This is a genomic window from Amycolatopsis thermophila (genome assembly GCF_030814215.1).
GTDB classification, from domain to species: domain Bacteria; phylum Actinomycetota; class Actinomycetes; order Mycobacteriales; family Pseudonocardiaceae; genus Amycolatopsis_E; species Amycolatopsis_E thermophila.
Genome location: NZ_JAUSUT010000001.1, coordinates 2,061,101 through 2,074,405 on the forward strand (window position 1 = coordinate 2,061,101; position 13,305 = coordinate 2,074,405).

General features: G+C 72.9%; 12 protein-coding genes. 3 read left to right on the forward strand and 9 right to left on the reverse strand.

Annotated features, from left to right (window positions below):
* Nucleotides 1-8 precede the first annotated feature (8 nt).
* Genes cydD through FB470_RS10210 form a run of 3 tightly spaced genes read right to left on the reverse strand, consistent with a single transcriptional unit; the run spans nucleotide 9 to nucleotide 5,749 of the window.
* On the reverse strand, nucleotides 9-3,257 hold the full coding sequence (cydD, locus tag FB470_RS10200) for a thiol reductant ABC exporter subunit CydD (RefSeq protein WP_306990649.1): 3,249 nt from the start codon (nucleotides 3,255-3,257) through the stop codon (nucleotides 9-11).
* A complete protein-coding gene (gene cydB / locus FB470_RS10205; RefSeq protein WP_306990650.1) occupies nucleotides 3,254-4,261 on the reverse strand; it encodes a cytochrome d ubiquinol oxidase subunit II in 1,008 nt (335 codons plus the stop codon). The genes cydD and cydB overlap by 4 nt, the downstream gene beginning before the upstream one ends.
* 9 nt (nucleotides 4,262-4,270) lie before the next feature.
* Entirely contained in the window at nucleotides 4,271-5,749 is a 1,479-nt protein-coding gene (locus tag FB470_RS10210) for a cytochrome ubiquinol oxidase subunit I (RefSeq protein WP_306990651.1), read from the reverse strand.
* 365 nt (nucleotides 5,750-6,114) lie between these two features.
* On the opposite strand from FB470_RS10210, the gene FB470_RS10215 reads away from it, so the two are divergent.
* Complete coding sequence (locus FB470_RS10215) at nucleotides 6,115-6,714, forward strand: TMEM165/GDT1 family protein (protein WP_306990652.1); 600 nt, start codon at nucleotides 6,115-6,117, stop codon at nucleotides 6,712-6,714.
* A gap of 60 nt (nucleotides 6,715-6,774) precedes the next feature.
* Here FB470_RS10215 and FB470_RS10220 read toward each other — a convergent pair whose 3' ends face one another.
* Nucleotides 6,775-7,107 carry an OsmC family protein gene (locus tag FB470_RS10220; RefSeq protein WP_306990653.1) on the reverse strand — a complete coding sequence of 111 codons (333 nt, stop codon included), beginning with the start codon at nucleotides 7,105-7,107 and terminating at the stop codon, nucleotides 6,775-6,777.
* Between the two features lie 46 nt (nucleotides 7,108-7,153).
* On the opposite strand from FB470_RS10220, the gene FB470_RS10225 reads away from it, so the two are divergent.
* Nucleotides 7,154-7,519, forward strand: a complete 366-nt coding sequence (locus FB470_RS10225) for an FAD-dependent oxidoreductase (protein ID WP_306990654.1) — start codon at nucleotides 7,154-7,156, stop codon at nucleotides 7,517-7,519.
* Here FB470_RS10225 and FB470_RS10230 read toward each other — a convergent pair.
* The 4 genes from FB470_RS10230 to FB470_RS10245 all read right to left on the reverse strand — a co-directional run bounded on the left by FB470_RS10230 (nucleotide 7,513) and on the right by FB470_RS10245 (nucleotide 11,156).
* Nucleotides 7,513-8,148, reverse strand: coding sequence for an IclR family transcriptional regulator (locus FB470_RS10230; RefSeq protein ID WP_306990655.1), 636 nt, complete (start codon nucleotides 8,146-8,148; stop codon nucleotides 7,513-7,515). The genes FB470_RS10225 and FB470_RS10230 overlap by 7 nt on opposite strands.
* Nucleotides 8,148-9,002, reverse strand: a complete 855-nt coding sequence (locus FB470_RS10235) for a hypothetical protein (protein ID WP_306999166.1) — start codon at nucleotides 9,000-9,002, stop codon at nucleotides 8,148-8,150. The genes FB470_RS10230 and FB470_RS10235 overlap by 1 nt, the downstream gene beginning before the upstream one ends.
* A gap of 68 nt (nucleotides 9,003-9,070) precedes the next feature.
* A complete protein-coding gene (locus FB470_RS10240; RefSeq protein WP_306990656.1) occupies nucleotides 9,071-10,111 on the reverse strand; it encodes a hypothetical protein in 1,041 nt (346 codons plus the stop codon).
* 37 nt (nucleotides 10,112-10,148) lie between these two features.
* A complete protein-coding gene (locus tag FB470_RS10245; RefSeq protein ID WP_306990657.1) occupies nucleotides 10,149-11,156 on the reverse strand; it encodes a hypothetical protein in 1,008 nt (335 codons plus the stop codon).
* Between the two features lie 93 nt (nucleotides 11,157-11,249).
* Between FB470_RS10245 and FB470_RS10250 the strand changes: the two genes are divergently transcribed.
* Nucleotides 11,250-12,041 carry a DUF2470 domain-containing protein gene (locus FB470_RS10250; protein ID WP_306990658.1) on the forward strand — a complete coding sequence of 264 codons (792 nt, stop codon included), beginning with the start codon at nucleotides 11,250-11,252 and terminating at the stop codon, nucleotides 12,039-12,041.
* Nucleotides 12,042-12,835: 794 nt separating this feature from the next.
* Here the strand turns inward: FB470_RS10250 and FB470_RS10255 are convergent.
* Complete coding sequence (locus tag FB470_RS10255) at nucleotides 12,836-13,294, reverse strand: PPOX class F420-dependent oxidoreductase (protein ID WP_306990659.1); 459 nt, start codon at nucleotides 13,292-13,294, stop codon at nucleotides 12,836-12,838.
* Nucleotides 13,295-13,305 lie beyond the last annotated feature (11 nt).

Here is a 13,305-nt window from a genome sequence, read left to right on the forward strand (position 1 = left end):
GAGCAGGGTCAAGCGTAGCCGCCTTCCAGGACGGGCATCCGCGCGCTGACCTGCCCGTCGCCCACCTCCAGGACGAGGTCGGCCTCGGCCGCCTCCTCGGGGTGGTGGGTGACGTGCACGACCGTCTTGCCGGCCAGCGCGACGCGGAGGTTGGCGCGCAGCCGCCGGGCGGTCGGTTCGTCGAGGTGCGCGGTGGGCTCGTCGAGCAGCACGAGGTCCGCCCGCGGCGCCGCGACGAGCGCCCGCGCGACCGCGAGCCGCTGGGCCTGGCCGCCGGACAGGCCAGTGCCGGCGCCGCCGAGGACGGTGTCGAGCGGGAGGTCCAGGCAGGCCAGCCGCAGGGCTTCGCGCAACCGGTCGTCGCCGGCGTGCGGGTCGGCCAGGCGCAGGTTCTCCGCGACGGTGGTCGAGACCAGCTGCGGCTCCTGGGGCGCCCAGGCGACGTGGGCGGCCGTGGTGAGACGACCGCGCTGGGCGGGCAGGAACCCGAGCAGGGCGGCGAGCAGGGTCGACTTGCCCGCCCCGGACGGCCCGACGACGGCGACGTGCGCGCCGTCCGGGATCCGCAGGTCGACGTCGGTCAGGACCGGGGTGGTCCAGCCGAGGTCGGCGTGCTCGAACGCGATCGGACCGGTGTCCACCGGCGGTTGCGCCGGCGACTTCTCGACGTCGGCGATGCGGGCCATCGAGGCGCGCAACGGATCCCAGTGCTGGGCGACCGGCGGGAGCATCGCGAGCACCTCGGCCAGCGCGAGCGGCACCAGCGCGAGGACGGGCGCGAGCACCGGCTCGATGCCGGCCCCCGCGGCCAGCCCGACCCCGGCGACCGCGGCGGCACCGGTGACCAGCGTGATGAGCGCGTCGGCCGCGCCCGCGCCGAAGGCCTGGCTCCGGGCCTGGCGCACCAGCCGGCCGTCGGCGTCGGCCAGTTCGGCCCGGCGGATCGAGTGCGCCCCGAACGCGATCAGCTCGGCGGCGGCGTCGAACAGGCCGAGGACGTGGGCGCTCACCGTCCGGCGTCCACTCGCGAGGGTCGCGGTCGCCCGCCTTTCCAGCCGCAACGCCACTGCGGGCGCGGCGACGGCGCCGACCAGCACGGCGACGGCCAGGACGAGCCCGGCGGCCGGCAGCAGGATCGTCTGCACGGCGATCGCCCCGGCCAGGACGAGCACCGCGATCAGCGGTGGCGTGACCACGCGCGGCAGCAGGTCGCGGACGGTGTCGACGTCGGCGACCAGCCGCCGCTGCCCCTCGCCGGACCGCAGGCCGAGCGCGCGGGCGGGCCCGAGCCGGACCAGCCCCCGCCACAGCCGGACCCGCAGCCGCCCGGCGATCCGGAACGCGGCGTCGTGCGTGATCAGCCGTTCCAGGTAGCGCAGGGCCGCGCGGCCGAGCCCGAAGGCCCGCACCCCGACGACCGCGACGGTCAGCGTCAGGATCGGCGGCTGCTGCGAGGCCTTGGCGATGAGCCAGCCCGAGGTCGCGGTCAGCGCCACCCCGGCCAGCAACGCCAGCGCCCCCACGCCGGCACCACCGACCAGCCGGCGGCTCACCACTCCCCGGAGCGGTTCCTTCCTCGCGACGGGCGCCGAGGCGACGTGCGGGGCGGCCTCGGCGGGCCGGAGTGCCGGCAGTGCGCTCTGCCGGTGGTGCGCGGCCAGGAGGACGGCCGTGCCGAGCGGCAGGGTCGACCGGATGGCGGCGTCGACCAGGGCGGCGTTGGCGGCGTCCTGGTGCGCAGTCGGCTCGTCGAGCAGCAGCAGCCACGCGCCGTGCCGGACCCGCAGCAGCGCCCGCGCGACCGCCACCCGCTGGCGCTGGCCGGTGGACAGCTCGTGGACCGGCGCGTCGGCCAGCCCGGCGAGGTTCAGTTCGATGAGCAGCGCGTCGACCTCGACCGGATCGAGCGCCTCGGCGAGGGCCAGCCCCAGCTCGGCACGCACGGTGCCGCCGGTGAACGACGGGTTCTGCGGCACCCACGCGACGTCGCGGCGGAAAGCCGGCATGTCGACCTCGGACAGCGGCACGCCGTCGACGAGCACCGTCCCCGCGGACGGCCGCACGAAGCCCAGCAGCACCGCGAGCGTGGTCGATTTACCGGCGCCGCTGGGCGAGTCGAGCCGGGTGAGCGTGCCGGGGCGCAGCGTGAACGTCTCCCCGTCCGGCGCGAAACCGCCGCGCCGCTCCACGCGCAGGCCCTCGACCCGCACCTCCCCGCGCCCCGGCACCGCGGTCCCCTCCGGCGCGACCGGTTCGGCGAGCACGTCGGTGACCCGGCGGACCGCTTCGACGCCGTCCTCGCTGGCGTGGAAGGCCGCGCCGACCGCGCGCAGCGGCTGGTAGCACTCCGGCGCCAGGATCAGCACGCCGAGCCCGATCGCGAGCGGCAGGTCGCCGCCGACCAGGCGCATGCCGATGGCCACGGCGACCAGCGCGACCGACAGCGTCGCGGCCAGTTCCAGCACGAACGCCGAGGAGAACGCGACCCGCAGGGTCTTCAGCGTCGCGCGCCGGTGCTGCTCGGACACCCGTCGAACCGCCTCGGCCTGCGCCTCCGCGCGGCGGAAGGCGGCCAGCACCGGCAGGGCCCGCACGAGTTCGAGCAGGTGACCGGACATCCGCTGCAGCGCGTCGGTCGCGGCGGCGGACCGGTCGGCGGTGTACTTGCCGACGAGGATCGCGAACGCCGGCAGCAGCGGCACGGTCAGCGCGATGATCACCGCGGACGGCCAGTCCGCGAACAGCACGGCCGCGCCCGCGCCCAGCGGCACCACCGCGGCGGTCACGAGCGCGGGCAGGTAGTCGGTGAAGTACGCGTCGAGCGCGTCCAGGCCCTTGGTGGTCAACGCGGTCAGCTCGCCGGGGCCGCGCCGCGCGATCCACTCCGGACCGAGCCGCAGCGCGCGGTCGACGACCTTCGCGCGCAGCTCCTCCTTGGCACCGGCGGCGGCCCGCGCGGCGACCACCCGCAACGCCCACGCGATCAGGGCGCGGGCGGCGACCACCCCGCCGAGGGCGATCAGCTGACCGGCGACGACGCCGTGCCCGGCCACCACCGCGGCGCACGCGGATGCCAGCAGGAACGCCTGCGCGACCAGCGCCGCGGCGTTGCCGAGCGCGAGCAGGCCGGAGAGGGCGAGCGCCCGGCGCGCGGCCGCGGACAACAAGGGCAGCGCGCCGAGCGGACCCTTTCCCGGACGCGTGGTGTCCGTTGTGGACACCGGTGCGGGAAGGACGGAGCGTCCGGGAAAGCTCATGGTGTGTGCACCGGCGGGATCTGGGCGGCATTGATCCGCTTGCGGAACACCCAGTACGTCCAGCCCTGGTAGACCAGCACGGCGGGGGCGCCGAACGCGCCGACCCAGGTGATGACCTCCAGCGTGTACGGGCTGGACGCGGTGCCGGCGACGGTCAGCGAGTTCGCCGCGTCGAGCGTCGAGGGCAGCACGTCCGGGTAGAGCGCACCGAACAGCGTGACCACCGACGCGGCGATCGTCACGCCGAGCGCGGCGAACGCCTGCCCGTCCCGGTCGGCCGCCAGCTTCCGCCACGCCACCACGGCGGCGGCCACCGCGACGGCCAGCGACACGAGCGTCCACAGTGCACCGTCGCGCCACTGGACCACGGCCAGCAGCAGCACCATCGGCACCAGCGCGACCGGCAGGGCCCGCACCGCGAACACCCGCGCCCGCTCCCGCAGGTCGCCCGCGGTCTTCAGCGCCAGGAACGCCGCGCCGTGCACCAGCGCGAACCCGGCCACCGCGAGCGCGCCGAGCAGCGTGTCCCACCGCACCGCCTCGAACGCCCCGCCGATCCGGTCGCCGTGCGCGTCGAGCGGCAGCCCCAGCACGGTGGTGGTCAGGATCAGCCCGACGCCGAGCGGCGGGACCCACGAGCCGATCACGATGACGCGGTCCCAGTTGCGGCGCCAGCGCTGCGAGTCGACCTTGCCGCGGTACTCGAACGCGACCCCGCGGCCGATCAGCGCGAGCAGCACGACCAGCAACGGCAGGTAGGTGGCCGAGAACAGCGACGCGTACCAGCCGGGGAAGGCGGCGAACATCGCGCCGGCCGCGACGATCAGCCAGACCTCGTTGCCGTCCCACACCGGGCCGATGGTGTTGATCATGACCCGGCGCTCGGTGTCGTTGCGGGCGAGGACCGGCAGCAGCATGCCGACGCCGAAGTCGAAGCCCTCCAGGAACAGGTAGCCCAGCCAGAAGAGCACGATGATGCAGAACCAGATCGTTTCCAGGCTCATGGCGCTTCCCTAGTAGGCGAAGGCAAGTGCGTCCTTGCCCTCTTCGTCGGTCTGTTCCGGCGGGATGACACCGTCGATCCCGCCCCGGACGTACTTGCGCATCAGGAACACCTCGACCACCCCGAGCACGGCGTAGAGGCTGCTCAACGCGATCAGCGACGTCCACACCTCACCGGTGGAGATGCGCGAGACGGCCTGCGCGGTGAACATCCACACCCCGTCCACACCGGACGGGTTCGGCACCACGACGAACGGCTGCCGTCCCATCTCGGTGAAGATCCAGCCCGCGCTGTTGCCGATGAACGGTGTCGCGATGCCCAGCAGAGCCAGGCGCGGGAACCACCTGGTGTCCGGGATCCGGTCCTTGCGGGTCAGCCAGAGCGCGAGCAGGCCGGTGCCGGCCGAGATCGCGCCGAAGCCGATCATGATCCGGAAACCCCAGTAGGTCACCGGGAGGCTCGGCACGTAGTCGACCGGTTTGCCGGCCAGCTCACCGAGCTGCGGGTCGTCCGGGTAGTTGGTGCCGTACTCGGCCTGGTACTCGGTGACCAGGTCCTCGACGCCCTTGACCTCGGTGGTGAAGTCGCTGTGCGCCAGGAAGGACAGCAGCGCCGGGACGTTGAACGTCTTGACGTCCTCGCAGTTCTGCGAGGTCACGTCACCGATCGCGATGATCGAGAAGCTGGCGGGCTGCTCCGTGTGGCACAACGCCTCGGCCGAGGCCATCTTCATCGGCTGCTGCTCGAACATCAGCTTGCCCTGGAAGTCACCGGTGATCGCGAGCACCGCGAACGCGACGATCCCGGTCCAGCCGCCCAGCCGGATCGACGACCGCCACACCGCGCGGTGCTCGTCGTCGCTCCTGCGCTTGCGCCACAGGTGCCACCCGCCGATGCCGACGAGGAACGCGGCGGCGACCGAGAACGCACCGGCGATCGTGTGCGGGATCGCGGCCAGCGCGGTGTTGTTGGTCAGCACCGCCCAGATCGAGTTCAGCCTCGGCTTGCCGTCGGTGAAGGTGACGCCGACGGGGTGCTGCATCCACGAGTTCGCGGCGAGGATGAAGTACGCCGAGGCGATCGTGGCCAGCGAGAACGCCCACGCGCACGCCAGGTGGACCTTCTTCGGCAACCGGTCCCAGCCGAAGATCCACAGGCCGAGGAACGTCGACTCGACGAAGAAGGCGACCAGGCCCTCCATCGCCAGCGGCGCCCCGAACACGTCACCGACGAAGCGGGAGTAGGCGTTCCAGTTCATCCCGAACTGGAACTCCTGGACGATGCCGGTCACCACGCCCATGGCGAAGTTGACCAGCAGGAGCTTCCCCCAGAACTTGGTCATCTTGTAGTAGCGCTGGTCACCGGTGCGCACCCAGGCGGTCTGCATCCCCGCGACGAGGACCGACAGCCCGATCGTGAGCGGGACCATGAGGAAGTGGTAGACGGTGGTGATCCCGAACTGCCACCGCGCCAACTGGAGCACGTCCACGTCATCCAGCCTGCTCGCGCGCGGGGCCCGGCATCAGGTCCCGGGGTCCTGATCTTCCCGGGACCAAGGTCCCGCCCCCCGACACGGCTTTGACAAGCGGGGCGCTCGTTCCTGATCAGCGATCGCACGAGCTGCGCAAAGTCGATTCGCGCTTCGCCGGTGGATACGGATACCTCGCCGACACACGGGGGCCCCTCGTAACGGCTGCTGCGAGCTCAAGATGGGTTTCGGCGCAGCGAAACCCACAATTAGCTCGTCCCAGAAATAATTCTGGTGAACCGAAAACCGGCAATTCGCGAATCCGATGTGCTGGCCATTTCCCCACTCCCCCTTTATCGTGTCAGTGAAAGGGGCGTGGAATCACCGTGAGTACCGCACTGCTGGCACTGCTCAGCGCGTACGTACTTGTCCTGGCCGTCGAGCTGCCGGACAAGACGATGATCGCCACCCTCGTGCTGACCACCCGGTTCCGCGCATGGCCGGTGCTGGCCGGCGTGTCGCTGGCCTTCGCCGTGCAGTCCACGATCGCGGTCCTGTTCGGGCGCGCGCTGACGCTGCTGCCGGAGAGCCTGATCGCGGCGGTCGTCGCGGCGCTGTTCGGGATCGGGGCCGTCCTGCTCCTGCGGGAGGGCTTCTCGGCGGCGGACGAAAGCGGGGAGGACGCCGCACGCCAGGGCGTCAAGCCGGTGACCTTCGTGCGCGCCGCGGCCACCTCGTTCGGCGTGCTGTTCGCCGCCGAGTGGGGCGACGCGTCCCAGCTGGCGACGGCCGGGTTGACCGCCCGCTACGGCCACCCGCTGATGGTGGGCGTGGGCTCACTGCTGGCGCTGATCACCGTGGCGTCGGTCGCGGTGTTCGTCGGGCACAAGGTGCGCGGCCGCCTCAAGCCGAAGCTGCTGCAGCGCATCGCCGGGTTCGCCTTCGCGGTCTTCGCCGTCCTCGCCGTGTGGCAGGCCTTCGCCTAAGAGCCTGTAGATATCAGGAGCCAGTACCGGATCGGTTGACCTTGCCTTGAGGCGCGCTGATCAGACAGGTTCGAAGATCAGCTGCTTGCTGAGCGTGGCACGTACTGGCGAGCGTTCGATGCGTTCCATGACTGTCGGCCGGTGAGGTTCGACCGGGTCGAGGGCGAGCTCGTAGCGGAACCTCGTCGCTGATTCTTCGCGTTCCAGGTGCACGCGCACGCTCACCTCGCCGTGGTCGAGGCCCAGGTCCGCTGCCGCCATCCGCGCGGAGATGGTCATGCACGTAGCCAGCGCTGCTTCCAGCAGTTCATGAGGCCGCAGACCCGCGGAGCCGCCGGTGCCGTCCTTGAAGGTGTCGGCGATGCCGCCATTTGCCCCGGCCCGGTACCTCACCTGCCAGGGTGCCGGAAGCGCTGTTGCCTCGACCGGGCGAGGCGGGTTGCGCGCGGATCCACTCGATCAGGTCATCCACCGCACGCCGCCGTTCGGCGAGCAGGCTCGTGACGCGACCGTGCTCGGCGACGCGGCGCACGTGATGTCGCCGTTCGGCGGGTACGGGGTGAACCTCGCGATGCTGGAGGGCGCCGAGCTGGCGGCCGCGATCGCCGGCGAACCCACGCTCGACGCGGCGATCAGCCGCTACGAAAAGTCGATGCTGCCGCAGGCGGGCGAGCTGGCGGTGGGCGCCAACCAGGCGCTCCAGGAGTTCGTGACCTCGAGCGACCCCGACGGCGCACCCGACCACGAGGCCGAGCACCGCCGCTACGAGGCCGCGGCCGCGGAGTACCGGCGCGCCCGTCAGTGACCGCGCAACACCTCGGCGACCGCCGCGGCCGCCTCCACCACCTGCGGCCCCACGGTCTCGGCGTCCAGCTGACCCAGCGCGATCACGCCGACGCTCGCCCGCAGCCCGGGCACACCGCGGACCGGCGCGGCGATCCCCGAGGTCCCGCGCCGGGGTTCGCCGGTGACCGCAGCCCATCCGCGGCTCCCGCGACGCAGGGTCAGCGCCTTGCCGGCCGCGCCGACACCGATCGGGTGGCGAGCCCCCACCCGGTAGGAGACGTGGAAGTCGGTCCACGTCGGCTCGACCGTGACGACGGGCTCGATCAGGTCACCTTCGGCGATCGACAGGTGCGCTGTCGCACCCGCCTTCTCCGCCAGTTCACGCAGCACCGGGCGAGCCGCCTCCCGCAGTTGCGGCACGACCTGCCCGGCCAGCCGCAACAGGCCGATGCCCAGCCGCACCTTGCTGCCGTCCCGCCACACCAGCCCGCGGGCGGACAACGGCACGAGCAGCCGGTAGACCGCCGCGCGGCTCGCGCCGATCGCGGTGGCCAGCTCGGAGATGGTGGCCGCCTCACCGTCGGCGTCCGCCACCGCCTGCAGCAGCGCCAGGCCGCGGTCGAGGGTCAGCGAGCCTTCCGTGCTCACTACAGCAGCTCGAGCGCCTCGAGGTCGGCGACCGGCTCCGCGAAGCTGGCCGACGCGTAGGACGCGAACAGGGCGCGCACCGCCTTCGCGGCCGGCTCCGACAGCGACCGCGCCTCCTCGGCGAGCGCCTCGCCGTCGGTCGACGCGAGCGCGCCGCGCACGTCCCCGCCGGACAGGCTGCGGGCCACCGCGACGAGCAGGTTCAGGAAACCGTGGTGCGCGATGCCGTTCCCGGGGTCCTCGTGGCGGACCGCGCGGTGCAGGCTGTTGGTCGCCTTGAACGAGGCGCCCGGCGAACCGCTGACGACCGCGAGGAAGTCGGCGACCTCGTCGATGCTGGGGAAGTTCTCGCTGGACTGTCCGCCGCAGCGGATCTTCGGCCAGCTGCCGTGCTCGATCACGCGCCGCACGCCGTCCAGCCAGCCCACCCCGCGCCGCGGTTCGACCACGCGGATCACGTCCTCGGGCACGAACTCCGACACGCGCTCCAGCCACACCTCGTCGACGTCCGAGGGCGCCGGCATCTCCACCATGCGCAGCGACAGCAGCTCACTGCGGGACTCGACGATCGAGATCGCCTTGGGCACCCCGCCCAGACCGGTGTCGATGATCAGCGACAGCGGCAGCGGATCCTTCGGCTTGATCTTGATCAGCTCGGTGATGAGCTCCGGCAGGCGGGACGCCTGGCACAGGAACACACCGAGCAGGCCCGCGTGGTCACCCTCGCGGCCGGCCAGGTAGTTCCGCAGCGCGTCGGGCATCGTGGCCGTTCCGGGCGGGAAGAGCGCGGAGTCGTCTACGAGCCGTGCGAAGAGGGGCGGAATTCCGCGGGGGCCGGGGGGCGTGAGTTCCACAGCGCTTGACACAGGGGACACGCTAGTAGCGTACGGGTACCGGACACATGTGTTCGTCCCCCGGACGGTCAGCCCAGCTTCACCAGTCCCAGAACGGGATACCCGGGCAGGCCCACCACGACCCGCTTGCCCCGCTGCGGCGTGCCGAGCACCCACAGCCTGCCGCTGGCGCGGATGTTGACCAGCAGGTCCAGCGGCTGCCGGGTGAACCGGACCTTCGCCTCGCCGTCGGCGAGCAGCACGCGCCCCTCCGCCTTGCCGCTGCCGCCCGTCGCGCCCGGCTCGATCGCGGTGTACAGCTCGGCGTACAGCTCCTGCCAGTGCTGGGACCGCACCGCGGCCGCGAGCCCCGCGGTCCGGAGCGGGATCGTCAGCGCGAGCACCACGTAGACCACCGCCAGGACGGTCATCGGCGTGCCCGTGGCGTGCCCGTCGAACGCCGTGGAACCGACGGCCCAGACTCCGGCCGCGACCACCACCAGGACCACGACGATCGCCACGGCCCGTGCCCATACCTCCCGCATGAACGCGGTCACCACCGGGTCCTGCGCGGCCGGGACGAGGTGTCGCGACGGCACCACCGGCTCCGCCGATCCCGTCGCGGGCGCGGGCCGCACCCGGCCGAACCGCCCGGTGATCCCGCCGGGGAGGGCGACCATGACGCGGCCCCGCGGGTCCGGCCCGATGAGGTACATCCGGCGCGTGCCGGCGAGCAGGATCCGCTTCGAGCGCGGCAGGCGCACCACCACCCACCGCGGTTCGGGGCCGGGCAGCGCGACACTGACCGTCGAGCCCTTGACCAGCAACTGCCCCTGACCGGGCGTGAGCAGGACCGCCGGGTAGTGCAGCAGCTTGCGCGCGGGCCGCAACCGGAAGACGAGCGCCCAGAGCACGAGCAGGGTGACCACTCCGAGGACGCCCACGAGGCTGAACGAGACGACGTCCGGGTTCAGCACCAGCAGCACCGCACCCAGCACGACGTAGACGACCAGCGAGTTGATCAGGCGGCGGCGCTGCTTGCCGAGGATCTCGACCTCGAGCGCGTCCGAGGCGGGGGGCTCGCCGGGGTGAGGTTCGTACGCGACCACGCGCTCCTGGGTGAAGTCCACACCTCCGAGTCGATCGGGTGGCCGGTCGCGTTACCTGTCAGCCCAGCCGGACCGGCCCCAGCACCGGGTGATCGGGCAGCCCCGCGACCACCGCCGTCCCCCGCTCCGGCGTGCCGAGCACCCACAACCGGCCGGTGGCGCGCACGTTGACCAGCAGGTCCAGCGGCTGGCGGCCGAACCGCGCGTGCACGACGGTGCCGTCGGGCATGGTCACCCGGCCGGTGGCGTGCCCGGTGCCCGGCGAGCCCGGGGTGATCGGGGTGTCCAGGGTGGCACCCAGCTCGGTCCAGTCGCCGGTCCGCGCGGCGCGGGCCAGGCGCCGGACGTGCACCAGCCGCACGATCGCGAACGCCAGGTAGGCGGCGCCGCCGCCGATCGCGCCGCCCACCGGGCTGCCGCCGGGGAACATCTCCGCGATCACCCAGACGAGGGCCCCGGCGACCGGGGCCAGGGCGATCGTGAGTGCGGCTCGTCGCTGCGACTCGCCCAGGAACGCCGCGGAGACGGTGGTGCCGGCCGGTGGTTCCCCGGAACCGGCTGCCGGTGTGGGACGGACGCGGCCGAAGTGACCGGCGATGCTGCCCGGCGCGGCGAGCACGAGCCGCCCGCGACGGTCCGGGCCGAGCATGAAGACGCGTCGTTCGCGGGCCAGGACCAGCTGTTTCGACCGGGGCATCCGGGCCCGCGCCCAGCGCGGTCCGGGGCCGGGCAGCGCGATGCTCACGGTGGTGCCGGAGACCCGCAGCTGACCGGGCCCGGGGGTGAGCACGACGGTCGGCAGTTCCAGCAGCTTCGCCAGCGGCCGCACCCGGCGGATCAGGAGCAGGACGCGGTGCCCGGCCAGCGCGGCGCAAGCGCCCGCCACCGTCCCCCGCCCGGCGCCGCCGGGCAGGAACAGGAGGATCAGCGCCGCGGCGAGAGCGGCGAACGCGCCGGTGGTGATGAGGTGGCTGCGCGTCTTGTCCAGGATCGCGACCTCGAGGGGGTCAGTCGCGGCCGGTTCGCCGAGGTGCGGCTCGTAGACGCGGTGACGGGTGGATTCCACGGTTCCCGTGTCGCGCGGCGACCGGCAACGTTACCGATCGACTTCCCTTCCTCCGTCACTCAGGTTAGGCTCACCTAAGTAGGAGGTGCCCCAGTGATCGAGATCCGACGTCCGCCCGCACCGACCCCGGCCGAGCGTGCGAAGACCATCGCCGTGCGGCACGGGCCGGGCGCGCTGCTGCCGACGACGGGGAACCCCGCCGGCGGCGACCGGGTGGTGCCCGAGCTGCACCACGTTCACGCGAGCGGCAGTGTGAGCGTCCTGCTGCCCGACGATCACCCGGTGCTGGCCAGGGTCCGGGCGGCGGACCGGGGCGAGCTGGCGGTGGTGTTCGAGCTGGCCGACCACGCGCCGGTCGACCTGCGCGAGCCGGTTCGCGGGCTGTTGTGGATCACCGGCTGGCTGCGTTGCCTGAGTGCGGAGTCGGCGCGCGCGAGGGCGGTGTCGATCGCCGACACGCGCCCCGACCCGCGGCTGCTGGACCTGGGGCACGGCCTGAGCCTGCTCCGGCTGACGCCGGCGTCCCTCGTCCTCGCCGACGCCGAAGGCACCCACTCGCTGCGGCCGCACGTGTTCAGCGCCGCCGCGCCGGACCCGTTCCACCGCTACGAGGCCGACTGGCTGCGCCACCTGGAGAGCGACCACGCGGATGTGGTGGCCCAGCTGGCGAGGCACGTGCCGGAGGAGTTGCGCGGCGGGCGGATCCGGCCGCTGGGGCTGGACCAGTTCGGGCTGCGGCTGCGGGTCGAGGCACCCTCGGGAGACCACGACGTGCGGTTGGCGTTCGGCCGGCCGGTGCAGAGTCCGGCGCAGCTGGGACCCGAACTGCGGCGGCTGGTGGGATGCCCGTTCCTGGCGAAGAACCAGCTGCGGGTACAGCCCTGATCTTCGTGGGCCTGAGGGGTGGGTTGGTGGCGGCGGGGTGCGGCAGGCGCGGGTGGCGCGGTGGGTGCCGCCGGTGCGGGCAGTGCGGGGGCCGGCCGTGGGGCCGCGGCGGTGTGGGCGCGGGAAGTCAGGGGGCGGCCGTTCGCACGGCCGTGGAAGGTCCGTTCGTGCCGACGCTGTTCGCCGACCCTTCGCGTGGATGCACCATTGGGTCAGTCGCGGCGACACCGGTGGGCCACCTGTGCCCGCGCCCGTCAATGATCCGCTCGCACCCGCACCAAACGTGCCAGTCACGCCCGCACCGGTGGGCCACCGTGCCTGCTGCCGGAGGGCCACACGCACGGTCACGAAAGACCCGCTCGCATTGCTAGAGGTGGTCCGCTCGCGTTGGCACGAAAGATCCCGTCGCGCCGCCGCCGCCGGTGGGCGACCCCACCCCACCACGAGTGGGCCCGCTGGCGCCGGGGCCAGTGGACCACTCGCGCATGGGGAGCCCAGCGCTCGCCCGCGCGCGGCTGCCGCAGCATTCAAGCCGACGGCGAGCTGAAGCCATCGGCAGCTGCTCAGCCACCGGCAAGTGCTCAACCACCAGCAGCCCCTCAACCACCACCAGCCGCTCAACGACCAGCAGCCGCTCAACCACCGGCACCCGTTGAAGCCACCACCAGCAGCTGCTCAACCACCGGCAGCCGTTGAAGCCACCGGCACCCGCTCAACCACCGGCAGCCGCTCAGCCACCGGCAGCCGGAGCCACCAACCAGCTCACCCCACCGCCAGCCCAACCCATGGCCGGCTCAGGCGGCCTCCGGCGGGAAGCCGCCGGTCGCGATGGGGCCCCAGCGCTCGATCGTCACCCGGATGAGGCTCTTGTTCTGCTTCACCATCGCCGCGCGGTATTCGTCCCAGTCGGGGTGCTCGCCGGAGATGCAGCGGAAGTACTCGACCAGCGGTTCGACCGACTCGGGCGCGTCCAGCACCTCCGCCTGCCCGTCGAACTGCACCCACGGGCCGTTCCAGTCGTCGGAGAGCACGCAGGCCGACACCGCCGGGTTCCGGCGGGCGTTGCGGGTCTTCGCGCGCTGCGGATACGTCGACACGACGAAACGACCTTCCGGGTCGATGCCGGCTGTCACGGGCGACAGCTGCGGTGTCCCGTCGGCACGGGTGGTCATCAGGATCGCGCGGTGGCGGGTGCGGAGGAACTCCAGCAGCCCGGCTCGGTCCACGCGGTCGGCAGTCGCAATCTTGGCCATGTCCACAAACG